This is a genomic window from Streptomyces iconiensis, from assembly GCF_028657195.3.
GTDB lineage: Bacteria > Actinomycetota > Actinomycetes > Streptomycetales > Streptomycetaceae > Streptomyces > Streptomyces iconiensis.
The window spans coordinates 148,856-173,832 of record NZ_JANCPR020000011.1 but is presented as its reverse complement, the minus strand read 5'-3'; the positions used below and the strand labels follow the sequence as shown (position 1 = coordinate 173,832).

The following is a 24,977-nucleotide window of genomic DNA, read 5'->3' as shown; positions in this document are numbered from 1 at the left end:
TGGCCAGGATAGGCCGGTGCGACGGGCGGTGGGGGAGACGGGGGCCGCAGGACGGTGGGCCGCGGGGCGCGGTGTCGGCGTCAGCGGCGCGGGCCCGGGACCCAGTGCGCGGTGAGGTCGCGGTAGAGGGGTGAGTGCTCCAGCAGTTCCGCGTGGGTGCCGCAGCGGGTCCGTACGCCGTCCAGCACCAGGACGCTGTCGGCGCGAAGTGCCGAACTGATGCGGTGCGCGACCACGACCAGTGCGCCGGGGCGCCGTGCGAAGGCGTGCTCGGCCCGCTCCTCGGCTGCCGGGTCCAGCTGGCTGCCCGCCTCGTCCAGCAGCACCAGCGGTGCCGGGGTGAGGTACGCGCGTGCCAGCGCGAGCAGTTGCCGCTCGCCGGAGGAGAGCGCCCGGGGCTCGACGATCGCGCGCAGACCGCCGAGGCGCCGCACCAACTCACCGGCGCCGACCGCCTCCAGCGCGGCAAGCATCCGCTGGTCCGTCGCTGAACCGCCGGCGGGCAGCAGGCAGCCGAGGTTGTCCCGCACGCTCCCCGAGAAGACGTACGCCTCCTGCGGGATCAGAACTCTGCGCTCCACGGAGGTGGGTGGTTCCCCGCCGACCCGTACCGTCCCCGCCGTGGGGGCCAGCAGACCGGCGACGAGCAGCGCGAGCGTGGACTTGCCCGCACCGCTGGGGCCGACGACCGTCAGGTGCCCGTCGGACGGGAGGACGAGATCCAGCCCCCGCAGCACGGGTTCGGCCCCGGGTCCGTACGCGAAGGTGACCCCGCGCAGTTCGAGTGCGGGGTGCACCGGTTCCGGTTCCGGCGCGTGTGTCGGCGGCGGGGTGCCGGGGGTGGCCTGGGCGCGGGGGAGTGCGGCGCCGGGCTGTGGCTCCTCGCGCAGCCTGCCGATCACGACGGCGAGGCGGGCACCCGCGCCGCCCAGTCCGTGCACGAGGCTCTGCAGCGCGGGCAGCAGCGCCTGCGTCAGATAGGTCAGTGCCCCGGCCAGCGCGCCGGCCGTCACCCCGCGCGCCAGCAGCCACGGCGCCATCACCAGCAGCAGTACGACCGGGAGCCGTCCGCCCAGGCCGAGCGCGAGCGCGCGGAAGACGCTCCAGCGGGCGAGCGCGTCGGCGGCCCGCCGCTCCGTCTCGATCCGCAGCAGCCCCGTACGCCGTACGCGTTCCTCGGCGCCGCAGGCCGTCACGTCGCGCAGCGCCGCGAACGTACGGCCCACCTCGCCCGCCAGCTCCTCGTCCGCCTCCAGGAACATCCGCTGCCGTCGTGCCAGGGGCCGCAGCGTCAGCGCGAACACGGCCAGTCCTGCGGCCAGCGGCGGCAGTACGACCACCAGTAGCGCGGGGGCCAGCAGGAAGAGCCCCGCCAGGGCGCCGACCGCCGTGAACACGAACGAGCGGGACACCATCACCAGCCCGGCGAAGCTGTCCCGTGCGATCTCGACCTGGTGGGTGAGCCGGGAGACGACGGAGGACGAGCCCGCACGCGCGGCGCCCGAGGGGGTGTTGCCGCCCGCCACGGCCTCGTACAGGCCGCGCCCGACCACGCGGCGCACCAGCGCGTCCCGCAGGGGTTCGGTCAGTGCGGCGACCGACCGGTACACGCGGCTGGTTCCCAGCGCGCCGGCCAGTAGCCCGCAGACCGCCGCTGCCAGCCACCACAGGCCGACGGCCGGGCGGCCCCTGAGGAAGCCGTCGTCGAGGGCGCGGGCGAGCGCGAAGCCCAGCGCGAAGGTGTGCGCGGCCTCCAGTACCGACCAGCCCGCCAGCGCCACCAGCACCCGTGGCCGCCGCAGCAGGAAGCGTGTCCCCGCAGCGACCAGCCCCCGCCTGCCGTCACCGCCGCCGTGATCAGCCACCGGCGATCTCCTCGCCAGAGCCGGACCGCGGGTCGGGATCCGGGTCGAACTCCGAGCGGGGCCCCGAGCCGAACAGGGCGCGGTAGGCGGGCAGTTCCCACAGGTCGTCGTGCGGTGCCAGCGCGCGGACGCGTCCGTCCTCCAGCCAGGCGGTCAGATCGGCGCGCGCGGCGGTCGAGGCCCGGTGCGCCACCACCAGCCGGGTGCCGGCCCGAGTTCCGGTCCGGTCTCCTTCGCCCAACAGGGCCCGGGTGACCTGGAGTTCGGTCACCGTATCGAGGCTGGAGGTCGCGTCGTCCAGGATCAGCAGCCGCCCGCGGTGCGCGAAGGCACGCGCCAGGCCGAGCCGCTGGACCTCTCCGCCGGACAGCGGCGCCTCCTCGCAGGGCGTGTCGTAGCCCCGGGGCAGCGTGCGGACGAACCCGTCGGCGCGCGCCGCGCGTGCGGCCCCGGCCACCCGTGCGGCGCGCGCCGAGGCCGTGCGCTGCTCGCCGCCGGGTATCCCGGCGGCGATGGCCTCGCCGACCGTGCCGCCGAACAGCACGGGGCGCTCGAAGGCGTAGCCGACCGCGCGCCGCAGCTCCGCGCGGTCGAGGCTCGCCAGGTCCGCACCGTCCAGCAGTACGCTGCCCGCCTCCGGCTCGGCGAGCCGTCCGGCGAGCGCGGCCAGCAGCGACTTGCCCGCGCCCGAGCGGCCGACGACGGCGACCGTGGCGCCCGCGGGTACGGTCAGGTCCACGCCGCGCAGCACCTCACGCCCGCCCCGCGAGGCACGTACGCCGCGCAACTCCAGCCGCGCGGCGCCCTGTTCGGCCCGCCCCGCATGCGCGGCGCGCGCCTCGCCGTACACGGGAGCGGGCACGTCCAGGACCCCGGAGAGCCTGCGGGCCGCCGCGTGGCCGCGCACGAGCGCGTTGAGCTGCCCGACGAGCGTGCCGATACCGGCGGCCAGCGCCGCGTAGGCCCCGGCGGCGACCAGCCCGCCCACGCTCAGTTGTCCAGCCGTCAGCAGCAGCCCGCCGACGGCGACGACGGCGAGCTGGAGCAGCGGCACCAGCACGGCGGCCTGCCCGGTGGCACGCCCCTGTACCCGCCACATGCGGTGCCCGTGCTCGCCCAGTTCACCCAACGGCTCCAGTACGCGGGCCCGTTCACGCTCCCTGATGCCGGCAGCCGCGATCGTACGGGCGCCGCCCAGCGCCTCCACCAGGCGTCCGGCGATCCGCGCCTGTGCTTCCTGGTAGCGCGTGACGCAGTCGGACGACGTACGGGAGAAGGCGCGCAGCAGCAGATAGAGCGCCGGTGTGCCGGCGAGGAAGACGGCGGCGAGCCGCAGGTCCAGCAGTGCGAGCGCCACGAGGCCGCCCACCGGCGTCACCAGTGCGGCGAGTGCCGAGGCGGCGGCTGAGGGGCCCGTGCCCGCGTGCGCCGCGTTGCCGGTGCAGCGGGTGACGAGGTCGCCGTGACCGAAGCCACCGGCGCGCGCGGGGCCGAGCGCCAGCACGTGCCCGAGCAGGCACGTGCGCAGCCAGGCGGTGGTACGGGAGTTGAGGGTGCCGGTCAGCACGGTGTCCACCGCGTCCAGCAGGACCAGCGCGCCCATGAGCCCCGCGCACAGTGCGAGCCAGGGCCCAGCGGCTGCGCCTGCCAGCAGCAGGTCGAGGGTCTTGCCGAGCGCGGCCGGCAGCGCGAGCGCGGCGCCCGCCGAGGCGGTGGCGGCGAGACACAGGACGGCGGCGCGCAGGGCACCGTGCCCGCACGCCGCGAGAAGCAGCCGGTCGGCGCCGCGCCGGGCGCTCACGGAAGGTGGGCCCTCCCGGGCGGGGGACGTGCCCCGCCCGGAAGAGCCGTTCAGCTGCTTCACCTGGTCACAGGCACAGCAGGGTGCTGTGGGAGCTGTGCTTGTCGCAGAGGAGCAGGCTGGCGCTGCTGACGTCGCCGCCCCCGCCGCCGCTGGTGGTCTCCTCGGGCTCCAGGGTCTGCAGGTCGAGAAGTGCCATGGTGTCTTCCTTCCGTCGCGTTCATGGGCAGTTACAGGAACAGTGGTGCGGGTGGTGCTTCGTCACGGTCCCCGCTCGGGAGACCGGTCTGTGGGCCGCCGTGCGGCGGCGGGAGGAAGGGCAGCGAGGGCGGGAGTCCGCCGTCACCGGCCCTGGCGTCCGTAGTGTCGGTGCTGGTCGCGGCCGTGGCCGTGACTCCGGCGGTGCCGGCTGTGGCGGCGGCGCCTGCCGCGAGCAGGCAGCCGGCCGTGCCGGTCGCCAGGTCCATGGACAGCCGCATCATCTGGTCACCGGGGAACGCCAGCAGCCCCTCGTAGGACATGCCGTACCAGCCGAGCCCGTCGAGCTGCGTGGCGATGTCCTCGCCCGTGACGCCCGGCGTCAGGGTCCGGCAGAGGTGGAGCAGCATGCCCGCGCGGCCCTGGAAGAGGCCGGGTTGCGCGTAGTAGCGCATACGGGCGGCGGGCAGGATGCCCGATCGCATCTGCGTGAAGCGCTCGTGCCCGGGGCGGTGCCGCAGGAAGTCGTCGAGCACCATGGCGATGCCGACGCTGCCCGCGCCCAGGTACGGCATGATCCGGGTGCCCTCGTCCACCTGCCAGGTGCCGGAGGAATCCTGGACGCAGCGCGAGAGGTCCTGTTCCAGGGCCCGTTCGGCGAGGTCGAGCAGGGCGGTGTCCCCGTAGCGCTCGTACAGGCGCAGGAACAGCAGTGCGGATCCAGTGGCGCCGTGCAATAGCCCGGCGCGTCCCTCGGGCTTCGCGTCCGCTTCGGGGAGCCGGTCGGCGAGCAGCCTGGCCGCCTCCCACGCGTGGGTGCGCAGCTCCCGCTCACCCGTGGTGCCGGCGAGCTGGTCGAGGGCGAGGCCGAGTCCCGCGAGGCCGTCGTGGAGCGAGGAGCCCAGGTGCTGCCACTTCTCGTCCAGGACCCGTTCGGCCAGGGAGAGCGCCTGCTTGGTGTGCCCGAACCCGGCCAGCGTCCATGCGACGCCCAGCAGTCCGTCGTAGAGGCCCAACGGGGCGCCGCGCGGCGGGGGTTCGGTGTGCCGCAGCAGCCACTCCTCGCCCTCGGGGTAGGGGCCTGCTCCGGTCTGGGCGAGCGCGTACAGCACTCCGGCGGCGCCGTGCGCGAGCCCGAGCCCGCCGCCGTCGGCGAACTGGGCGATGTCGCCGGGGAAGAGCCTGTCGTCGCGTTCGGGGGTCGCCGAGGCGAGGATCGCCGCGGCCATCGAGTCGCGCGCGGCCGGCCAGTCCGCCGGCATCACGGGCGGGGTGGCCCCCGGCAGCGGAGCCGCGTGGCCGCGTGCGCCCGAGCCCCGGCCTGTGTCCGTGTCCCGGTCCGCGTGCACGCCCGTGTCCGCGGCCTGTCCTGTGCGGCTGTCCGTGCCCTCGATGGTGGCGACGGCCTCGCGCAGGAAGTCCTCCGGGATGCCGGGGAACTGCGTTGCCGCGATCCGTGCGAGGTGCGCGGCCTTCCTCCTGTCGACGGCGAGCAGCGTGGTCATCGGGACGAACAGCGCCAGCCGCAGACAGGCCAGCGCGTAGCGGTCGATGTCGTAGCCGCTGCGGTCGGCCGGCGCGATGAAGCCGGGGTGCGCGACGATCTGCCGGGGATCGTCCTCGGCTGGTGCCGCTGCCTCGAAGTCGAGCAGCGAGACGGACTGTTCGTCGGGCGCGACCATGATGTTGAACATGTGCAGGTCGTTGAAGACCACTCCGCGTGCGTGCACGGCCTCGACGGCTTCCTCCACCATCCGGTGGATGCGCAGGGCCCACTCCGTGTGCCGGTCGACGGCCTCGGGGTCGGGGTCGGCCGTCAGCAGGGGGTGGCGCTTCGCGAAGAAGGCGTTGAGTGTCTGGCCCGGCAGCTCGTTCATCACCAGGAACCTGTGCCCGTCCAGCACGAACCAGTCGAGGACCTCCGGTACGACAGGCAGCCCCGCCAGGCGGTCCAGCGCCGTCTTCTCCCGCTCCAGCCGCGCCACCGCGTCGGCGCCGTCGGCGGCGAGCCCGGCGTGCGGGCGTGCCTCCTTGAGGACGACGCGCCGCCCGTCGCGGGTGTCCGTTCCGCCGTACACGCCGCCGCCGTTGGAGAAGTGCAGCGCGCGTTCGATGCGGTACGGCAGGTCGCTGACCGTCGCGGCGCCACGTGCTTCCAGGTGCGGCCGGAGGAAGGCGGGAAGCTCGATCCCCTCGGGTATGTGGAACGTCGGGTCCTTGCGGTCGGGCACCAGGTTGCCCCGTGCGTCCTCGATGGCGGGCACGAGATGGCCCTTGCCGTCGAGGCAGTAGCGGGGCGCGAACCCGCCGTAGCGCACGTAGAGCGGCCCGTCGCCCCAGCGCAGATCCGTGAGAATGTACGGTCCCGGCTCTCCCGTGAGTGCGGTGCCGAGTTCGTTGAGCACGCTTTCCAGCTGGGCCTCGTCGGCCGGGTAAAGGGTGGCGAATTTTCCGCTCGTGCCGCGTCCCGCGTATTTGGCGTTACGGAGGTACAGCAGGGTGCGTTCGGGAACGAATTTGAAGGGAATGCCGCGCGGTACGCAGTGGTCCCAGACGGCGGCGGCGACGGTGTTGGCGTTGCCCAGGCAAGCGGAGGCGTGGATCTTCCAGCCCTGGAGGGGGAACTCACCTGCTACTGGACGCAGTTCGAGCCAGTCGCCTGACCGTGTCTCCCGCCACCCCTCCGGTAAGGGCCGCCGCGCGACGGCGAAGTCGTCGCGCTCGCCTGCTGAACCGTCGGAGCGGGTGACTGACAAACGCTCTGGGCTTTCATAGAAATACCTGTCAGCGAGGCAGAATATCTCGTATCGTTTGTCCATTTTCCCCTCTCACGAGCAGCACGGGACAAGACTGCTACACGGGTCGGGAAATGGGTAGTCGGAATTGTCACCAGCCGGGGGTGAGGAACGCATGAGTAACATGTGGGAAATTCCCGGGTGTCGCGCTCCCCGTCCCCCGGCCGTACGTATGCGGATCAGACCTCGACCAGCCCGGGATTGCCGGCCTCGGTGACGAACGAGGCCGCCGTGCGGAGTTCGCCGCCGGGGGTGGTGACGGCCGAGAGGGTCTTGAAGTCGGCGCGCGCCTGCTCGCGTCCCAACTGGACGGTCACATAGCCGCGCCGCCCGTTGTAGAACTTCATGTGCGGGTTGGCCGCCATGTAGGTGCCCCAGTTGGGCGGCTTGTCGGCGCCGTCCTTGCCGCTCGAAATGGACGTGGTCACCAGCTCGGTGCCGATGGTGCGCGAGGAGGGGTCCTCGAAGTTCTCCTTCAGGTCGAAGCCGTAGTGCACGTGCACATCGCCCGTCAGCACCATCAGGTTCTCGACCCCCGCCGACCTGGCGCCCTTCAGGACGCGCTCGCGGGAAGCGGGGTAGCCGTCCCAGGAGTCCATGCTCAGCTTGTAGTCGTCGCCTGTCCTGTCCCGGCGCCGCGCGAACGTCACCTGCTGCGGTACGACGTTCCACAGCGCCTTCGAGGAGCGCCAGCCGTCGATGAGCCACCGCTCCTGCCGTGCGCCCGTCATGGTGCGCGAGGGGTCCTCCGACTCGGGACCCGGGCGCTGCCAGCCGTCCCCGTACGCCTGGTCGGAGCGGTACTGCCGGGTGTCGAGCACGTCGAACTGCGCGAGCCGTCCGAAGGTGAGGCGCCGGTAGAGCGCCATGTCGGGGCCCTTGGGCCGCTGCGGCGCCCGCAGCGGCTGGTTCTCCCAGTACGCGCGGTAGGCGGCGGCCCTGCGCAGCAGGAACTCCTCGGGCGGCGTGTCGTTCTCGGGCGTTCCGCCCGCGTAGTTGTTCTCCGTCTCGTGGTCGTCCCATGTGACGACGAACGGGTGCGCTGCGTGCGCGGCGATCAGGTCGGGGTCGGACTTGTAGAGCGCGTAGCGCAGCCGGTAGTCCTCCAGCCCTGTCGTCTCCCGGTTGAAGACGCCCGGCAGGACCCGGTCGGTGTACTTGCGCGCGCCGCCCGCCGAGTCCACCGCGTACTCGTACAGGTAGTCGCCGAGATGCAGCACCACGTCGAGGTCCTCCTCGGCGAGGTTGCGGTAGGCCGTCCAGTAGCCGTCGTGGTACGCCTGGCAGGAGACCATGGCGAACCGCACGCTGTCGGGCCGTGCGCCGGGGGAGGGCGCGGTGCGCGTACGGCCGACCGGGCTGATCCAGGAGCCGACGCGGAAGCGGTAGTAGTAGTCGGTGCCGGGCTCCAGCCCCTTCACCTCCTCGTGCACCGCGTGGTTGAACTCCGGGTGCGCGGGCGTCGTCCCCCGTCTGACCGTACGGCGGAACCGCGCGTCGCGTGCCACCTCCCACCGCACCGTGTACCGGTCGCGCGGCAGCCCGCCGCCGACCTCGTACGGGGAAGGCGCGAGTCTCGTCCACAACAGGACCGAGCCGGGCAGCGGGTCGCCCGAGCCGACGCCCAGCGTGAAGGGGTCCTTGGAGATCCGCCCGGGCACGCCCTCGGCAGCGTGCGCCGTACCGGGCAGGTTCACCGCGAAGGCGAGCGCGGCTGCGGCACCTGTCGTGGTCAGAAAACGCCGCCGGCCCATGTGCCGTGCTGCGGCGCGCAGTTCGGCGGATGCGGAGGACCGAGCCGGGGCGGACGGCCGAGCCGGGGCGGACGACGGTACGGAGGAGTGGTGCGAGGCGTACGGCGAACGGGACACGGGGCGCTGCCTCTCTCTTGACGCGGGGTCAGGGAGATTGCAGCGTCCCGTGAGGACAACGGGCTGACGCGTACACATCCAGCACGTGGCACCTTGGTGGCCATCCGTGTCCGCTGTATCCGCCGTGTCCGCCGCGCTCTGTCCGGGGCCCTGTCCGCCGGGCCGCGTTCAGGTGGCCCCTGCGAGCCGGCCCCCGCCCGTGCCGAACCTGTCCCGGTAGGCGGACGGGCTGAGGCCCGTCTCGCGGCGCAGTCTGGCACGCAGGTTCGCGGCCGTGCCCAGGCCGCTGCGGCGGGCGACGAGGTCGAGCCGTTCCTCGCCGCGTTCGATCAACCGGCAGGCCAGCGCGACACGTTCGGCGCTGAGCCACGCCAGCGGCGTCGTACCCAACTGGGCGCGGAAGCGCCGGTGCAGCGTGGCGGGGCTGACGGCGGCCCGCGCGGCGAGCCCGGCCACGGTGAGGGGCTCGCCCAGCCGCTCCTGCGCCCAGGCCAGTACGGGCGCCAGCGACTCGCCGGGCACGTCGGGCACGGGCCGCTCGACGAACTGCCGCTGCCCGCCGTCCCGGTGCGCGGCGAACACCAGGCGCCTGCTGACCGAGTTGGCGACCTCGGCGCCGTGGTCCCTGCGCACGAGGTGCAGCCCCAGGTCGAGCGCCGCCGCGCTGCCCGCCGCCGTCAGGATGTCGCCGTCGTCCACGAACAGCACGTCGGGTTCGAGGTGTACGGCGGGAAAGCGTTCCCTGAACTGGCCGGCCCACTGCCAGTGCGCCGTCGCCCTGCGCCCGTTCAGCACGCCGGCCTCGGCCAGGGTGAAGGCGCCGCTGCAGAAGCCCACCAGCCGCGCCCCGCGTGCGTGTGCCCGCCGGATCGTTGCCAGTACGGCCGGGCGGCGCGGCACCTCGATGTCCGGACGGTTGGGCACGATCAGCGTGTCAGCGGTCTCGGCCGCCTCCAGTTCGGCGACCCCGGTGAGGGTGAAGAACCCGTCCCGCATCACCGTGTGCGGCGCGGGGGAGCACAGCGTGAAGTCGTACAGGTCGCGGCCCAGTTCGGGGCGGCTCAGCCCGAACACCTCCGTCGCGCAGCCCAGCTCGAACGGGTTGGAGTTCTCGTCGACGATCACGACGACGCGGTGCGCGCGGTCGCCGTCCGGCGATACGGGGGCAGGCGCCGGGGCCGATACCGAAGCCGCTGGCGAAGCCGGAGCCGGAGCCGCCTGCGAGGATTCTTGCGTCATATGCGATTTCTAGCACTCGCGGCGCCGCGCGTCACGGCCGAGGATGCGGGCATGAGCAACGAACCCATCGCCCTCGACCAGGCACTCGCCTCCTTCGACGCACTGTGGAGCCCCCGCATCGTCACCCGCGTCAACGACTACGAGGCGCGCGTCGCCAAGGTCCATGGCGAACACGTCTGGCACGTGCACGAGAACACCGACGAGTTCTTCCTCGTCCTGGACGGCGAACTCCGGATCGGCCTGCGCGACCCCGAAGGCGAGCGCTCCGTCACCCTGCCCACCGGCTCCGTCTTCACCGTGCCGCGCGGCACCGAACACAGGCCGTACGCGCCCGAGGGCGCCTCGATCCTGATGTTCGAGCCGACCGGTACCTCGTCCGTCGGAGACCGCCACGAGGAGGTACCCGCCCACGTGGACACCACCACGGGCCACTCCCTCACACCCTGAGCGGGGCCGCCGCCCGGCTCGGCCGCTGCCCGGCTCGGCTGCCGCCCGGCTCGGCCGGCGGCCCCGCGGCTCGGGGGAGCCCGGCCCTGCGCAGCGCACCGGACAGCTGTACGGCGAGCAGCGAGTTGCCGGTGGAATGCCCCCGCGAAGGCGGGGTGGAAACGGTCAGCCGTCGGCTTTCACCCCGTGGACGCGGGGCGCCAGTACCACTTTCTGACGTGGGGCTCATCGGTGGACGAGGCGGCCAGCGCGGCCACCCACGTGTCGTACTGGTTCCCGGGCAGGTCCAGCTCGGTCATGTGCAGTGAGGGGTTCCCCGTGGCCACGGCCCGGTGGAAGGGCAGCAGCCTGACCTGCCCCGGAGCAGGGGCCAGGTCGCACGCTTTCGCGTAAGCCTCCTTCCGCACCCACGTCGGGCGGTGGGTGCCGGCCGTCTCGCTCACGCCGGGGAGACAGGGGGCGAGGACTTCGACGTCGACACCGACGGGGGTTCCGGACGGTGCGAGGGCGATGAGTGCTTTGCCCCTCGTGCGGGAGACCGATACGGACAGGCCCGGTACGCGCGGGCGCCCATGAGGATGCCCGCAGCTCCCGCAGGTGCTGTCCAGAGGCACCGTCTCGGCCTCCATACCGAGGCGCCGTCCCGTGATGTGCCGGAGGGCGGCTCTCGTCAGGCCGAACTCGTAGGCGGGACGGTGCAGGCGATACCGGGAGAAGCGCTCCTGTTCCTCAGCCGACAGGACGGACAGACGCTCGCACGTGGCCAGGGACGGCCGCAGGTCGACGGCCCAGACGTGGATGCCGGGTACGGCCGCCGCGTATGTCGTCGCACTCATGGCGCCGTGCTGTCCGTACTTCCGTCGGCGGCGACGCTCCCGAGGGACGTCATGGTGACGCCGGACAGTTCGAAGAGGAGGGTGCCGTCGGGCCCGCAGGCCCGGAATCGGTCGTCGCCCGAGGTGCTGAGGCTGATGGCGTCGTAGTGCTGTGTCAGTTCGAGGTCGTTCGCTCCCGGCACGTACAGGTCGATGCGGTCCATGGCGCGCGGCACGTACACCGGATGACCGGCGCCCGCTGCGGGTGTGAGCGCGACGGTCCTGGACGCGGCACACAGCATGAGGAAGGGGGTCCGCATCGCAGTAAGTTTTTCTGCCCCGTCGAAATCGGGAGCCCACGTCGACCATGCCGCACCGTCGGCCCCGTGATGACCGTCCGTGGTGTTGGAGAAGATACTGCTCAGCCGTACCGGTGAACCGGCCTGGTAGTAGGGGTCGTCGACCTGCTTCCCCGGCCCCCCGTGCGACGAAGGCGACATCCTGTCCCCGGCCGGGCGGGGAGGGCCCAGGAGGACCTTGGTGCGGAAGTGCCTTCGCCCCGTACGCAGGGTGCGGCCGTCAGGGGCGACGACGTCCGACTCGATGGTCACGGCGACCGAGGTGATTCCCTCAGCCGCGTGTTCCGCGGTTTCCTCGACGGTGGCGATGACGTACAGGTCCAGGGGGCGGCGGCCGGCGAACGGCTTGATGAACGCTTCGAACCGGGCGTCACGGAAGCCGTGGGGTATGCCGTCGGGCAAGAGGCGTCCGGCGGCCTCAGCGGCGATCTCCAGCATGAGAGTGCCGGGGACCGTGGGCTTCCCGTCGACCAGGTGATGTTCGAGGTACGCGTCGCGTTCAGGATCGAGGCGCAGCCGCCACCTGGCGCTGTCGCTGCCGGCCTCGCTGCGGATGCTGGGGAGAAGGTATCCCCGGGTGTCGGGTTTCCGCAGGTAGCCGGGGTACTGGACGGCGAATGCCGCGCGTTCCCTGTCGCCGAGATAGGCCCCGACGCTGCCGGGGACGGCTTCCGAGATCTCTGTACGGAAGATGCGGGTCCCCTCCTCGTCGCCGACGGGGGTCAGGAGGCCCTGCCGGTCCAGATAGTCGCGGTTGACCGGTGTGGAGCCGAACCCGGACTGGGACCACAGAGGGAAGCCGATGGTCAGCTCGCTGCCTCCCTCTTCGGCCGCGTACCGGGAGGCTGCGGCGAGGAAGTCGTTCGCGCCGGCGTAGGCGAGCTCGCCCGCCATTCCGTACGTTCCCGCCGCGGATCCGATGTTGCACCACAGCTCTGGCGGGTCGGCCGCCAGGGCCTGCTTGAGGTGGTGGTACCCGAGGAGCTTGGTGTCACGGACCGCCCGGAAGTCCACGAGCGATGCGGTCCTGAGCAGTCCCGGCTTGAAGACACCGGCACCGTGGAGCACCGCGTTGACGTGCCCTGCCTCCTCCAGGACCGCGCTGACGGCTCCCTCGACGGATCCCTGGTCCCGGAGATCGCACAACTGGTAGTGGACACGTCCGGGTCCGAAGCACTCCCGGAGTTCCTCCAGCGTCTCCTGTATCTGGCGAGCGTGCAGAAGCCGGTCGCTCTTGGAGAGGGCGGAGCGCGGCGGGAGCCCCTCCTCCTGATGGAGTTTCCGGACCATCTCGCGGCGTCCGACGGGCTCACGCGGACCGGCGAACGAGTCCTGACAGGGGCCGAGTTCGGACACGTCGGTGCGGCCCAGGAGGAAGATCCGAGGGCGCGCGTGCTGCGCGAGGTCGGTGAGCATGGCCGTGAGGAGGCCGCCCGTACCGCCGCTGACCAGCACGACCGACTCGTCGGTGAGGGGCAGGGGTGCGCCCGTGTCCGGCAGCGGTGCGGGTACCAGGGTCTCCTCGTGGCGTACGCCCTCAAGGTGCCACACGAGTGGTGTCGTACGTGTCGCCTCCCGTTCGGCGGCCAGGAGGCCGGCCACGGCGTCCGGCACGGTCTCGTCCGTCAGCAGGGCGAACATCTGTGAGGCGGGGTACTCCCACCTCAGGCTCTTCACGAATCCCGTGAACAGAGCCGCGTGCGGGTGGGGCCGCAGTCCCTCCGGCTGTCCGGGCAGCACCATCTCCAGTGAGCTGGTCCGCGTCCAGCGGGGCTCCAGGTGCTTGACCGTGAGCAGCAGCAGGTCGTGCAGCCGCTGGACGGCCGGGTCCGGAGCGGAGGGCCAGGAACGTGTCGCCCCCTGGCAGTCGACGAGCAGCGCGACCGTGGGTTCGGCGCCGTCCAGGAGACGCAGTACGCGTTGCGTCTCGTCGTCATCGTCCAGATCGGCGACGACGTGGGCGCCGTCGGGTACCTGGTCGGCGTCCGTGGTGAGGACTGTCGTCTCCTGGCAGGACAGGGCACTCACATAGCGGTTGCTGTTGGTCAGGAGCACGCCGTTGGCTGCCGTACGTGGGGGGTCCGTCCCCCGTACGGGCCGGGCCGGGACCGGTGTGAGGCGCTGCTCGTAGCGGGTGGTGGCCGACTGCGGGGTCGTGTTCCCCTCTTCGGTGGCTTCGGTGGCTTCGGTGGCTTCGGTGGCTTCGGTGGCTTCGGTCGCTCCCGGCTCGGGGGCTGTCGCCCTCTCGGGGATGACGCGGATGCTGCTCGACGGGATGTGCGCGGGCGCGATGTCGACCGGGCTCGCGCTGTCCGGGGCGGCTTCGGTGGCCTTCAGTACGGCCAGCGCGCCCTGTGCTCCCAGATAGTGGGCTCCGGTGTGCCCGGGCGCGGTCGATGTGCTCCGGTCGGGGGCGTGCGGGGCGCTCAGCCGCAGTCGGGACAGGACGGGCCAGTCGTGCTGCCGGGCCTGGCGTGCGGTGGTGACGGCCAGGAGGAAGGCGCCTTCAGCGAGCGCTTCGGCGTCGTGCCCGGTGAGGGCGGCCAGTTCGCTGGTGCTGTTGCCGTTGAGAGCCAGGACGAGGGCCAAGTCCAGCTCGCCGGTGTGCAGATGGCGCTCGGCCGCCTTGAGTGCCGCCGGCGTCGAGTCCTCGCCCGCGTCGAGCGTCATCGACGCCCCGTGCAGGTCAAAACGGGCGGCGATACGGGAGGCGATGACGTTGGTCATCACACCGGGTTGCGTGTCCTCGTTGCTCTCGGGCACGTGGCCGCGCACTCGGTCCAGCACCTGCTGCCCTCCGGCGGCGACGGCCGGGTCGGCGTCCTTCAGCAGAGCGGAGAGCCGGTCGGCGTGGCAGCGCAAGGTCGCTTCGGCCAGGCGCAGGGGGATGCCGGTATGAGCGGCGAAAACGCCTGTGGTGTCACGGACCGGGTTCCACAGTTCTCCGTGCTCGCCGAGGAACCTGCTGGTCACCTCGATGGCCATGAGCTGGCAACGGTCGATGGTCTGGATGGTCCGGGGAGACAGCCGGATATCCGCCGGGGCCGGAGCGGGGTAGCTCTCCCCGAAACCGCGCTCGGGGGCCGGCCCGGAGCCGCCGAGCCAGCGGCGCACGTCGTCGTGGGAGGGGACGCCGGGCAGGTGGGCGCTCCAGGCGACGAGTACGGTCTCCTCCTCACCTGCCGCCGGTACCGAACGCTGGTGTTCCTGGCCGGGGCGGTCGGCGACGAGGAGGTGGCCGTTGGTACCGCCGAAGCCGAACGCGGAGACACCTACCGTGCGGGGACGGTCGTCGTCCCGCGGAAAGCTTCGGCCGGTCTCGGGTACCGAGATGCGCGGAATCGAGATGTCCTGGGGCGGCGAGACGAAATCGCTCTGTCCTGGGATGCGCTCGTGCTCCATGGCCTGGACGGCGTGGGTGAGGGACGCGGCGCCTGCCGCCCAGCCGGTGTGTCCGATGTCGGCCTTGTTGGACGTGCAGAGGTAGCCGTCTTGCGGGGCGAGTTCATTGAGCGCTTCCAGCTCCGAGCGGTCGCCCGCCGGCGTGCCCGTGGCGTGCGCCAGGATCCAGGAAATGTCTCCCGCTTCCGTACCGTTGACCGCGCGAGCACGCCGGACGGCGAGGCTCTGCCCCTTGGGGTTGGGGGCCGAGATCGACTTGCCCCGGCCGTCGGCGGCGGCGCCGAAGCCGCAGAGCACGCCCTGGATGTCGTCGCCGTCCTCCTGGGCCCGGGAGAGGAGCTTCAGCGCGACCATGCTCGCGCCGTCGCTGAAGAGCGTTCCGTCCGCCCGGGCGTCGAGCGAGTGCACCCGCCCTGTGGGTGACAGCCCACGCAACTTGGCGAAGAGCACGCAGGCGGTGGGGTCGAGGACCTCGATGCCACCGCAGAACGCGATGTCGCACTCTCCTGCCAGCAGAGCCTTGGCTCCGAAATCCGCCGTGTACAGGGAGGAGGAACATGCCGTATCGACGACAACGGCCTCGGTCAGCGGTTCGAGGATTCCCCGGGCCGCCCGCTGGAGCATCCGGTCCGGCAGTACGTGCTCCTCTCCGGCCCGCGTGTAGTGCTCGCTCAACAGCGTGCGGAGCGCCGCAGTCTGCTCCGGCGGCAACTGCGCGCGCGTGGTGAGGGTCTCCACGATGAGGGCTTCGGCAAGCGCCTGGCTGCCACCTGGCCAGGCACCTACGTAGAGGCCGCACCGGTACTCGGGGCGCATCGAGGTCTCCTCGCGCGCCTGGAGCAGTGTGTGGCGCAGCCACCGGGTCGTCTCGTCGGCGACGGTCCCGTGCTCTTCCTCCTCTTCCTCCAGCAGGTGGTGCGGGTGGAAGTCGTGCACAAATCCCGCGACCCGGGAATAGGTCCGGTCGGGGGCTTCCGGGTCGGCGGACCAGAAGTGCTCCAGCGGCCAGCGGTCGTCCGGCTCGGTGAAGGCAGCGGGGCTCTGTCCGACGGATTCCCAGAATTCGCGGGGGCTGTTGGCTCCGGGGACGGTCATGCCCGTGCCGACGATGGCTACGAGGTCTCCGCCGGAGCGCGGAGAGGCAGCCGTCCGCGGTTCCGGACCAGCCAGCGGTTTCACTTGCCCGGACGGTGAGAAGCTGGCCGAGCACAGGGTCAGGCCGCCGTCGGCGAGGAGGGTCTGGCCCGTGATGAAGGCGGAACGTTCCGAGGCGAGGTACGCGACCACCTCGGCCAGATCGGTCTCATCAGCAAGGCGGCCCAAAGGTGTCGCGCGGACGAGGGTCTCGCGCAGCGCGGCGCTCTGAGAGAACTTCTCCAGCGTCTCGTTCTCGATGACGCTCGCCGAGGCGGTGTTGACCCGGATTCCGTGGGGTGCGTACTCGACGGCCAGATACCGGGTCAGTGATTCCGCGGCGGCCTTGGCCACTCCGCCGGCGGCGTAGTCGGGGATCACCCACCCTGCCCCCGCCGCTGAGAGGTTCACGATGGATCCGCCGCCCCGTGGGGCCATGAGGCGGGCGGCGTGCTGCGAGCACCAGCGGCTGCCGTCGAGGTTCACCGCGATCGTCTTGTCCCAGTCCTCGTCGTGCAGGTCGCCGACGGCTCCCATGCCCCGCGAGGCGTTGTTGACCAGGATGTCCAGCCCGCCGTGGCGTGCCTCGACGGTCGCGAACATGTGCGCGACCGCGTCCCGGTCGGCGACAGAGGCCCGTATCGTCTCCGCCGCGCCACCGCCGCGCCGGATCTCCTCCGCGGTGCAGCGCGCGGCCGGCTCGGAGTGGAAACAGTTGACGATCACGTGCGCGCCGCGTTCCGCGAGAAGGCGGCACACGGCGCGGCCGACTCCCTTCCCGCCGCCTGTCACCAGCGCCACCTTGCCATCGAACTCCCGGCTCATGACGCGGCCTCCTCGTCGGGGTCGAGGTCCTCGATCAGTGCGGCGATCTTGGGCAGCGTCGTGTACGAGGTGGTGCGCAGGTCCTCCGGCGGTCGCTTGCGGTGGAGTTTCCTGCGGGCCAGGTCGAAGACCTCGATCTGTTTGATGGAGTCGACCCCCAGGTCCGCCTCCAGATCGATCTCCTCGTCCAGCATCTCCTCGGGAAGATCGAGGAAATCGGCGTAGATCGAGCGCACTTCGCCGATGACGTCGCCGTCCGTGCCGCCCTCCGCGTGGGCCGCCTCCTGCGGGGTGTCGGAGGGGGCGGTGGGCTCACCCTCGTCAGCCACGGGGGCTGGGCCGTGCGCGGGCGCTGGGGCGTCCTCGGCCCCAGCACTCCCTGGCTCGTCTCCGGTGAGGGGGGCGAGCAACTGGGCAAGCTCGCCCGGCGAGAGCCGTGAGACGAAGGGCGCGACGGTGGTGGGCCCGCCGGGCAGGCACGCCTTCACGAGCCGCGACAGCGTGTCGTGGCCGCCGGACTCCACAAAGGTCCGGACGCCGTCGCTGTGCAGCCGCAGCAAGCAGTCGTAGAACATGACAGGGCGCGTCAGGTGGATGTCGATCAGGGACCGGATGTCCGAGGCGGATTCGACGTACCTGCCCAGGATCGCGGAGTACACCGGCAGGGACGGTGCCGACAGCGCGATGTCCGTGGTCATCTCGGAGAGGACGGAGTTGGTGCGGCGCAGTATCGCGTTGTGGAAGGGCATCGCGGCACGGAGACGCACCGGTGACGCGTCGGCCGCCTTCGCGAGTTGCTCGGCACGGGCGAGCGCCGCGTCCGGCCCGGAGACGACGCACTGCTCCGGCCCGTTGTCCACGGCGAGCGCCACCTCGGGGTCGTCCAGCACTCCGACCAGGTGCGCGGCCCGGCGCGCGTCCAGCGCGACCGCGAGCATGCCTCCGTCGGCAGGGGGCGCCTCCCGGATCGCCTGCACGCGCATGCAGACCATCCGCGTGGCGTCCTCGGTACTCACGGCACCGGCGGCGGTGAGGGCCGACAGTTCCCCGAAGCTGTGGCCTGCCAGGACGTCCGCGCGTACGCCCCGTGCTGTGAGCATCTCGAAGCAGACCAGATTCGCGGCGAACATCGCGAGGTCCAAGTCCCCCGGTCGTTGTGACATCAGCTCGTCCGCGCCCGGCGCCGCGGCGTCGGTCAGCAGATGCGAGACGGGCTCGTGCCCGGCGTCGCCGCATGCGGCGTCCACTGCCTCCAGCACACCGCGGGCCCTCGCGTGCTCATGCCGTAATTCCCCTACGAGGCCCGGCACGTAGGAGCCCTGTCCGGGAAAGAGGAAGGCGGTGCGAGTGGACATGAGCCTCTCCGATCACGATGCCGGACGGCCGCGGTCCGCGACCACCGGCAGCAGGTTCATCTCGTTGAAGATCTCGCGCAGGACCAGAACGGCGTTCAGGGCGCGCGGTACCCCTGCGTAGGGGGCTATCTGGAACATCGTCTCGATGATGCGGGCCGGGCTGAGCCCCGCGTTCAGCGCGACTTTGGCGTGCAGGCGGATTTCTCTCTCACAGTCTCCGAGGGTTGCCAATACCACGAGCGTGGTCAGCCCCCTTTCGGCCGGGCTCAGTTCCGGCCGTTGGTACAGCTCTCCGTAAATCGTGCTGACAATGTGTTCTCCCAGGGCCGGGCATACGCCGGACAGCGCCTCCAGGAATTCATCCGTGACTGTCTGCCCACCCAGTTGGTACATGGTCCGCACGCCCAGTTCGTAGCGGGCATCCTGGGAAGGTGCATGGTCTGTCATCGCGCGGCCTTCGGTTGGTGTCGAAGAATCCGGGATGTGCGCTCCCTTACGCGCCATCCACCGTCGCAGGAGTCCTGTTCGGCAACGAGCCGACCGACGCGCTGACCCCTGACCAGCGATGCCGGCTTCGTTGCGGACTCGGTTACTTCCACACAACAACCTCGTGCAGGTGAGGGCCAGGGATTCATTGCCTGGAAGCGTGAACGCGTTGAATCTCCTGGTCATAGCGCGTCTTCAGCGTGCGCGACTGAGGTCGCCAAAGGGCCGGAGGGACCTGCCCCCAGCAACTCCGCCGAGCGCAGCCTCGGTTCGCCCTATTCACCATGTCGCAGCCCGGACCCCTTTCCGACGCCCGGCGTCCCGGCGCATCCGGCGCCGCGGCTCCCGGCACCCGGCGCCCCGGTCCCGACCCCCACCCCGTCACGTTGCGGGTACCATGCAATTGCAACCCATGTGCAATAAGAGGTGCCCCGACAAGACAGGGAGGGTGGGCCGATGGGAGCGACCGCGCCCGTCGTGCTGGGCATCGAGTCCTCGTGCGACGAGACCGGCGCAGGACTCGTGCGCGGCGGAAGGCTGCTGGGCCAGGCGCTCGCTTCGAGCATGGACGAGCACGCCAGGTACGGCGGCGTCGTCCCCGAGATCGCCGCACGCGCGCACCTCCACGCGCTCGGCCCCGTCGTCCGCGCGGCCCTCACCGACGCCGGCCTCGGGCTCCGGGACATCGGCGCGGTCGCCGTCACCACAGGCCCCGGCCTCTCCGGCGCGCTCCAGACCGGGGTCGCCGCCGCGAAGAGCTACGCCTACGCGCTCGGCGTCCCCCTCTACGGCGTGCACCACCTGGCGGGGCACGTCGCCGCCGACACCCTCGAACACGGGCCGCTGCCCGACCCCTGCGTCGTCCTCGTCGTCTCCGGCGGCCACACCTCGCTGCTTCTCGTGACCGACCTGGCGCGCGAACCCGTCGTCCACCTCGGCGACACCGTCGACGACGCGGCGGGCGAGTGCTTCGACAAGGTCGCCCGCGTTCTGGGCCTGCCCTACCCGGGAGGGCCCGCCATCGACAGCGCCGCGCGCGAGGGCGATCCCCGCGCCATCGGCTTCCCGCGCCCGATGACGGGGCCACGGGTCGACCCGTACGCCTTCTCCTTCTCCGGGCTCAAGACCGCCGCCGCACGCTGGGCCGAGCGCCACCCGGACGGACATGTGCCCGACGCGGCGGCATCGCTCCAGGAGGCCGTCGCCGATGTGCTGACCGCCAAGGCCGTCGCCGCCTGCCGCGCACACGGCGTCGGCACCCTCGTGGTCGTCGGGGGAGTGGCGGCCAACTCCCGCGTCCGCGCCCTCGCCGAGGAGCGCTGCGCCGCGGCCGGTGTCGCGCTGCGCGTACCGGGACGCGCGCTGTGCACCGACAACGGCGCCATGATCGCCGCCGTCGGCGATCTGCTCGTACGCGCGGGCGCCGACCCCGCGCCCCCTGACGTGTCCATCGACCCCTCGGCGCCTCTCCACCACGCGGCGCTGACCCCCCGTACCGCCGTCACCCTCCCTCTGTGACCCACGCGGTCCCTTCTGTCACGGAGCCCTCCTTGCTCACCGCCGAGATCCGCAGCCGCTTCCTCGACCACTTCGCCGCGCGCGGCCACACCGTCGTTCCCAGCGCACCGCTGCCCACGCCGGACCCGACGCTGCTGTTCGTCAACGCGGGCATGGTGCCCTTCAAGCCGTATCTGACGGGCGAGGCACCCGCTCCCTGGCCGCGCGCCACCAGCGTGCAGAAGTGCGTGCGCACCCTGGACATCGAGGAGGTCGGGCGCACCACACGCCACGGCTCCTTCTTCCAGATGAACGGCAACTTCTCCTTCGGGGACTACTTCAAGGAAGAGGCGATCGCGCTCGCCTGGGAACTGTCCACCACCCCGACGGCCGACGGCGGTTACGGACTCGACCCGGGCCGGATCTGGGTCACCGTCCACCACACCGACGAGGAGAGCGCGGCACTGTGGCGCCGTACCGCCGGACTGCCCGAAGCGCGCATCGTGCGGCGCGGCGACGAGGACAACTTCTGGTCCATGGGCGTACCAGGACCCTGCGGGCCCTGCTCCGAGATGTTCTACGACCGCGGGCCCGCCTTCGGCGCGGGCGGGGGCCCCGAGGCCGACGAGGACCGGTTCATGGAGTTCTGGAACCTCGTGTTCATGCAGTACGAGCGCGGCGAGGGCCCCGGCAAGAGCGGCTACCCGCTCCTCGGCGAACTGCCCCGCCGCAACATCGACACCGGCATGGGCCTGGAGCGCATGGCCACCCTCCTCCAGAACGCCGACAACCTCTACGAGACCGACGAGACCCGCCCGGTGCTCGACCGTGCCGCGGCGCTCGCCGGCCTGACCTACGGCCGTGACCCCGAGGCCGACATCCGGCTGCGCGTCGTCGCCGACCACGTACGTACCGCGCTGATGCTGCTCGCCGACGGCACCGCACCCGCCAACGAGGGCCGCGGCTACGTGCTCCGCCGCATCCTGCGCCGCGCCGTACGCGCCATGCGCCTCCTGGGCCACGAGGACCCCGCGCTCCCGGAACTGCTGCCGGTGGCACGCGACCGCATGGCACCCGGACACCCGGAGGTCGCGGGGGAGTTCGCGCGCATCTCCCAGCAGGCGTACGCCGAGGAGGACGCCTTCCGCTCCACCCTGAAGCAGGGCACCACCGTCCTGGACACCGCCATCTCGCATATCAGGGCCGAGGGCGGGCGCTCCCTTCCCGGCGAGAGCGCCTTCCTGCTCCACGACACCTACGGCTTCCCCCTCGACCTCACCCTGGAGATGGCCGCCGAACAGGGAGTCGAGGTCGACCGCGAGGGCTTCACCGCGCTCATGACCGCACAGCGCGAACGTGCCCGCGCCGACGCGCGTGCCCGCAAGTCGGGCAGCGCGGGCGCCACCGCGCTGACGGGCGCCTACCGCACGGTCCTCGACGCGCACGGGCCCACGGACTGGCGGGCCCACGACACCCTCAGCACCGACTCCACCGTCCAGGCCGTACTCGGCGCCGACGGACCGCTGCCCGTGGCAGGCGAGGGCGGGATCGTCACCGTCGTACTGGACCGCACCCCGTTCTACGCCGAGTCCGGCGGGCAGGAGAGCGACGCCGGACACCTGACGGCCGCCTCGGCCGAGGCCGAAGTCCTCGATGTGCAGCGCCCGTTGCCGGGACTCGTCGTCCACCGGGTGCGCGTCACGGCGGGCGAGCTGGCGCCCGGCGACACCGTACGCGCGGCCGTCGACCCCGAGTGGCGCCTCGGCGCCCGCCAGGCACACTCCGGAACGCACGTCCTGCATGCCGCGCTGCGCCAGGTGCTCGGCCCCGCGGCGCTCCAGTCCGGGTCCTACAACCGCCCCGGCCACCTCCGCCTCGACTTCCCCTGGCGCGGCCCCCTCGGCACCGCCACCCGGGCAGCGATCGAACAGACCGCTGCCCGTGCCCTGCGCGGCGACCTGCCCGTCGGCGTGCGCTGGATGCCGCTGACCGAGGCCAGGGAACTGGGCGCGCTGGCCCTGTTCGGCGAGACGTACGGGGAGCGGGTCCGCGTCGTCGAGATCGGCGGCGCCTGGTCCCGCGAACTGTGCGGCGGCACCCACGTCGAACACGCGGCGCAGATCGGCGTGATCGCGCTGACCGGCGAGTCGTCCGTCGGAGCCGGTACGCGCCGCCTGGAAGCCGCCGTCGGCATCGAGGGCTTCGGCTACCTCGCCCGCGAACGCGACCTGGTGGCCCAGCTGTGCGAACAGCTCCAGGCACCCAGCGCCGAACTCCCCGACCGGGTGGCCGCGCTCCTGGAACGGCTCAAGGCCGCCGACCGCCAGACCGCGGCCCTACGCGAACGCGCCACCCTCGCCCGCGCCGCCGACCTCGCGGCGGGCGCTGCCGACGTCCACGGCATCAGCACCGTGACGGCCACCGTCACCGCCGACGGCGAACCCGGCACCGACGCGCGCGCCCTCGCCGCCGCCACCCGCGACCGCCTCCCAGCACGCCGCCCCGGCGTCATCGCCATCGGCACCGTCGCCGGTTCCAGGGCCACCCTCGTCCTCAGCGTCAACGAGGCGGCCCGACAGGCAGGCCACTCGGCATCAGCCCTGGTCAAGCTGCTACTGGAAGGCAAGGGCGGCGGCACGGACGGCACAGCGCAGGGCGGCGGCATCACCCCGGACCGCCTCACGGCCGTACTCCACGACCTGCCCCACGCGCTCACGCGCGACTGAGCTTGCGGTTCACCGGGTGCGGCACCGTTGGGCATGGAATGCCGTCAAGCGGCGAAGCCGTATGCGTGCTGCCAGTTGGCCTGGGCGCGGTGTTCGGCGCGGGCGTCCCGGTTCGGAGGGTGACGGTACGTTGTGCCGATGGCTGAGTATCTGCCGCCCGGCGGCGCTGTGCTGGACGTCGGTGAACTGGACGCCCGTTGGGCGGATGCCTGGCGTCCGGAACATGTCGCGGAGCGGTTGGCGGGTGTGGGGGCGCCCTGGTGCATCGCGGCGGGGTGGGCGCTGGATCTCTTCCGGGGGGAACAGTCGCGGTCACACGGCGATCTGGAGATCGCGGTACCGGCGGCGGGGTTTCCGGAGATTCAGGGCTGTTTCGCCGAGGAGGTGTTTGACGCCGTGGGTTCCGGGCGGATCTGGAGGGAGCCGGGCGCTGAGGTGCTGGCGGCTACGTACCAGACCTGGCTGCGCGATCCGGGGAGCGGTCAGTTCTTGCTGGATGTCTTCCGTGAGCCGCACGAGGGCGAGGTCTGGATCTGCCGGCGGGAGCGGAGGCTGCGGCTGCCGTACGACATGGTCATCGAGCGGACCGTGGACGGTATCCCGTATCTGGTCCCGGAGTTGGTGCTGCTGTTCAAGGCGAAGGCGACACGGCCCAAGGACCAGGCGGACTTCGACGGGGTACTGCCCTTGCTGAGCCGGGCACGGCGGGGTGCCCTTGGCGGGTGGCTGGAGCTCGTACACCCCGGGCATCCCTGGCTGGCACGACTGGAGGGGTGACCCGGGTGGCCCGTGACGGCAGGCGACCAAGGACGACCCAGCCGGTGAGGCACCCCAGCCGGGACGGCCGACGAGCACCGCACCGCCTCACCCGCACGCACGCCTCAAGGGCAGGACAACCGGCAACTCCCGGAGTCATCCCGGCCGGATGGCACATGGCCGACCCCTATGCGCGGGGATGTCGTCCCGGCGCGGACGGAGGGCTCGTGACGAGCGAGGGGAGTTCGGCCAGGCTCTCGACGCGGGGAACGGACAACGGTCCGGGCCGGGCGGCCTGCCGGTCGAGCCATACGCCGTGGAGCCCGGCCCCCGCGGCGGCCTCCGCGTCCGTGCCCAGTCGGTCTCCTACATAGACCACCTGCGCCGCGGGCAGTCGGAGTGCGGAGCACGCGGCACGGAAGATCGCCGGATCCGGTTTGGCGGCACCCACCTCGCTGGAGGCGATGACGTACGGCAGCCGGCCGGCCAGCCCCACCCGGGCGAGCTTCCGCCGCTGCTGAGCGGCGTCTCCGTTGGTGACCACACCGAACAGGAGGCCGGCAGAGGTTCTGCGCAGCGACGCCAAGGCCGGCAGCACATCGGGAAAGGCACGCCACTCGGCTTCGTACCGCTCCAGGTACCGGGCGAACCAGGTATCCGCCATGTCGTCCGACCACCGGCCGAGCCCGCACCTGTCCGCGAGACCCGTCACGCGCAGTCGACGCTGCTCCTGGAAGGTGATCTCGCCCGCCAGATAGCGGTCCATGGCCGACGCCTCCAGCTCGCGCCACCACCGGATGATCTCCTCAGCCCCGACATGCGAGAGCCGCCTCTGCTGGGGCAGGGCGGCCACGACAGCGGCATCGGACGCGGCATCGTGATCGATCAACGTCCCGTCCAGATCGAACAGCACCGCAGCGCAAGAGACAGTCACGGCAGAGTCTTTCGTCGGTCGCGGTTCGCCGGGTTCGCCGGGTTCAGCGGAACGGCGTCAGCGCTGTTGGTCACTCTCAGGTTCCCATGCCCGTGGACCCGTAGAAGTCGGTGCACACCCCGCCGGCTCACCGCCAGCCCTCGGGCCCTCGGGCGGCATGGAACACATCAGCTCCGGGCCTGTGCGTGGAGGCCACGCGGCGTTGGGCGGTGCCTGCCGTCTCCCGTCCGTCCTGGCGAACCGGGCCCGTGACCGGACCCGCGTCCGGGCGTGACCGGACCCGTGACCGACAGGGACCGGACCCGTGACCGACAGGGACCGGACCCGTGACCGACAGGGACCGGACCCGTGACCGACAGGGACCGAGCCCACGCCGGCCGAGCGGCGTCCCGCCGGCCCGCCGGGCCCGCCACGTCTCCCGGCCTCCCGCCGCCGCCCCGCTACGTCCCGCCGTCCCGGCGCCTTGTGGGCC

General features: G+C 72.1%; 15 protein-coding genes. 4 read left to right on the top strand and 11 right to left on the bottom strand.

What is annotated here, in order from left to right; translation table 11 throughout:
- Positions 1–80: 80 nt before the first annotated feature.
- The 6 genes from NMN56_RS13770 to NMN56_RS13745 all read right to left on the bottom strand — a co-directional run bounded on the left by NMN56_RS13770 (position 81) and on the right by NMN56_RS13745 (position 9,769).
- Entirely contained in the window at positions 81–1,865 is a 1,785-nt protein-coding gene (locus NMN56_RS13770) for an ATP-binding cassette domain-containing protein (RefSeq protein WP_274041207.1), read from the bottom strand.
- Positions 1,858–3,666 (bottom strand): ATP-binding cassette domain-containing protein, encoded by a 1,809-nt coding sequence (locus tag NMN56_RS13765; protein ID WP_274041206.1) that lies wholly within the window; start codon positions 3,664–3,666, stop codon positions 1,858–1,860. Before NMN56_RS13765 ends, NMN56_RS13770 begins: the two co-directional genes overlap by 8 nt.
- Positions 3,667–3,733: 67 nt before the next feature.
- Positions 3,734–3,865, bottom strand: coding sequence for a SapB/AmfS family lanthipeptide (locus tag NMN56_RS13760; protein WP_274041205.1), 132 nt, complete (start codon positions 3,863–3,865; stop codon positions 3,734–3,736).
- Positions 3,866–3,896: 31 nt separating this feature from the next.
- Positions 3,897–6,683 carry a class III lanthionine synthetase LanKC gene (gene lanKC, locus NMN56_RS13755; RefSeq protein ID WP_274041204.1) on the bottom strand — a complete coding sequence of 929 codons (2,787 nt, stop codon included), beginning with the start codon at positions 6,681–6,683 and terminating at the stop codon, positions 3,897–3,899.
- A gap of 155 nt (positions 6,684–6,838) precedes the next feature.
- Positions 6,839–8,413 (bottom strand): alkaline phosphatase D family protein, encoded by a 1,575-nt coding sequence (locus tag NMN56_RS13750; protein ID WP_274041540.1) that lies wholly within the window; start codon positions 8,411–8,413, stop codon positions 6,839–6,841.
- Between the two features lie 285 nt (positions 8,414–8,698).
- On the bottom strand, positions 8,699–9,769 hold the full coding sequence (locus tag NMN56_RS13745) for a helix-turn-helix domain-containing protein (RefSeq protein ID WP_347178593.1): 1,071 nt from the start codon (positions 9,767–9,769) through the stop codon (positions 8,699–8,701).
- A 51-nt stretch (positions 9,770–9,820) separates the two neighbouring features.
- On the opposite strand from NMN56_RS13745, the gene NMN56_RS13740 reads away from it, so the two are divergent.
- The gene (locus NMN56_RS13740) at positions 9,821–10,216 is read left to right on the top strand and encodes a cupin domain-containing protein (RefSeq protein WP_274041538.1); all 396 of its coding nucleotides are present in this window, start codon (positions 9,821–9,823) and stop codon (positions 10,214–10,216) included.
- Positions 10,217–10,395: 179 nt separating this feature from the next.
- Here NMN56_RS13740 and NMN56_RS13735 read toward each other — a convergent pair whose 3' ends face one another.
- From NMN56_RS13735 to NMN56_RS13720, 4 genes are read right to left on the bottom strand one after another with little or no spacing between them, the layout of a single operon-like run.
- Entirely contained in the window at positions 10,396–11,052 is a 657-nt protein-coding gene (locus NMN56_RS13735) for a 4'-phosphopantetheinyl transferase family protein (RefSeq protein ID WP_274041203.1), read from the bottom strand.
- Entirely contained in the window at positions 11,049–16,751 is a 5,703-nt protein-coding gene (locus NMN56_RS13730; RefSeq protein ID WP_274041202.1) for an SDR family oxidoreductase, read from the bottom strand. Before NMN56_RS13730 ends, NMN56_RS13735 begins: the two co-directional genes overlap by 4 nt.
- On the bottom strand, positions 16,748–18,106 hold the full coding sequence (locus NMN56_RS13725) for an acyltransferase domain-containing protein (protein WP_274041201.1): 1,359 nt from the start codon (positions 18,104–18,106) through the stop codon (positions 16,748–16,750). The genes NMN56_RS13730 and NMN56_RS13725 overlap by 4 nt, the downstream gene beginning before the upstream one ends.
- A 12-nt stretch (positions 18,107–18,118) precedes the next feature.
- Entirely contained in the window at positions 18,119–18,553 is a 435-nt protein-coding gene (locus tag NMN56_RS13720; protein ID WP_274041200.1) for a carboxymuconolactone decarboxylase family protein, read from the bottom strand.
- A gap of 495 nt (positions 18,554–19,048) precedes the next feature.
- Here NMN56_RS13720 and tsaD point away from each other — a divergent pair, with 495 nt between their 5' ends.
- The 3 genes from tsaD to NMN56_RS13705 all read left to right on the top strand — a co-directional run bounded on the left by tsaD (position 19,049) and on the right by NMN56_RS13705 (position 23,592).
- The gene (gene tsaD / locus NMN56_RS13715) at positions 19,049–20,110 is read left to right on the top strand and encodes a tRNA (adenosine(37)-N6)-threonylcarbamoyltransferase complex transferase subunit TsaD (RefSeq protein ID WP_274041199.1); all 1,062 of its coding nucleotides are present in this window, start codon (positions 19,049–19,051) and stop codon (positions 20,108–20,110) included.
- Between the two features lie 32 nt (positions 20,111–20,142).
- Positions 20,143–22,815: an alanine--tRNA ligase gene (gene alaS, locus NMN56_RS13710; protein ID WP_274041537.1), complete on the top strand. Its 2,673-nt coding sequence runs from the start codon at positions 20,143–20,145 to the stop codon at positions 22,813–22,815.
- Between the two features lie 138 nt (positions 22,816–22,953).
- A complete protein-coding gene (locus tag NMN56_RS13705; RefSeq protein ID WP_274041198.1) occupies positions 22,954–23,592 on the top strand; it encodes a nucleotidyltransferase domain-containing protein in 639 nt (212 codons plus the stop codon).
- A 166-nt stretch (positions 23,593–23,758) separates the two neighbouring features.
- On the opposite strand, the gene NMN56_RS13700 is transcribed toward NMN56_RS13705, so the two are convergent.
- The gene (locus tag NMN56_RS13700; RefSeq protein WP_274041197.1) at positions 23,759–24,505 is read right to left on the bottom strand and encodes an HAD family hydrolase; all 747 of its coding nucleotides are present in this window, start codon (positions 24,503–24,505) and stop codon (positions 23,759–23,761) included.
- Positions 24,506–24,977 lie beyond the last annotated feature (472 nt).

Coding starts and splice junctions, on each gene's coding strand:
- NMN56_RS13760 (WP_274041205.1), bottom strand. CDS start 3,865: ATGGCACTTCTCGACCTGCAGACCCTGGAGCCCGAGGAGACCACCAGC.
- lanKC (WP_274041204.1), bottom strand. CDS start 6,683: ATGGACAAACGATACGAGATATTCTGCCTCGCTGACAGGTATTTCTAT.
- NMN56_RS13750 (WP_274041540.1), bottom strand. CDS start 8,413: ATGGGCCGGCGGCGTTTTCTGACCACGACAGGTGCCGCAGCCGCGCTC.
- NMN56_RS13745 (WP_347178593.1), bottom strand. CDS start 9,769: ATGACGCAAGAATCCTCGCAGGCGGCTCCGGCTCCGGCTTCGCCAGCG.
- NMN56_RS13740 (WP_274041538.1), top strand. CDS start 9,821: ATGAGCAACGAACCCATCGCCCTCGACCAGGCACTCGCCTCCTTCGAC.
- NMN56_RS13735 (WP_274041203.1), bottom strand. CDS start 11,052: ATGAGTGCGACGACATACGCGGCGGCCGTACCCGGCATCCACGTCTGG.
- NMN56_RS13730 (WP_274041202.1), bottom strand. CDS start 16,751: ATGAGCCGGGAGTTCGATGGCAAGGTGGCGCTGGTGACAGGCGGCGGG.
- NMN56_RS13725 (WP_274041201.1), bottom strand. CDS start 18,106: ATGTCCACTCGCACCGCCTTCCTCTTTCCCGGACAGGGCTCCTACGTG.
- NMN56_RS13720 (WP_274041200.1), bottom strand. CDS start 18,553: ATGACAGACCATGCACCTTCCCAGGATGCCCGCTACGAACTGGGCGTG.
- tsaD (WP_274041199.1), top strand. CDS start 19,049: ATGGGAGCGACCGCGCCCGTCGTGCTGGGCATCGAGTCCTCGTGCGAC.
- NMN56_RS13705 (WP_274041198.1), top strand. CDS start 22,954: ATGGCTGAGTATCTGCCGCCCGGCGGCGCTGTGCTGGACGTCGGTGAA.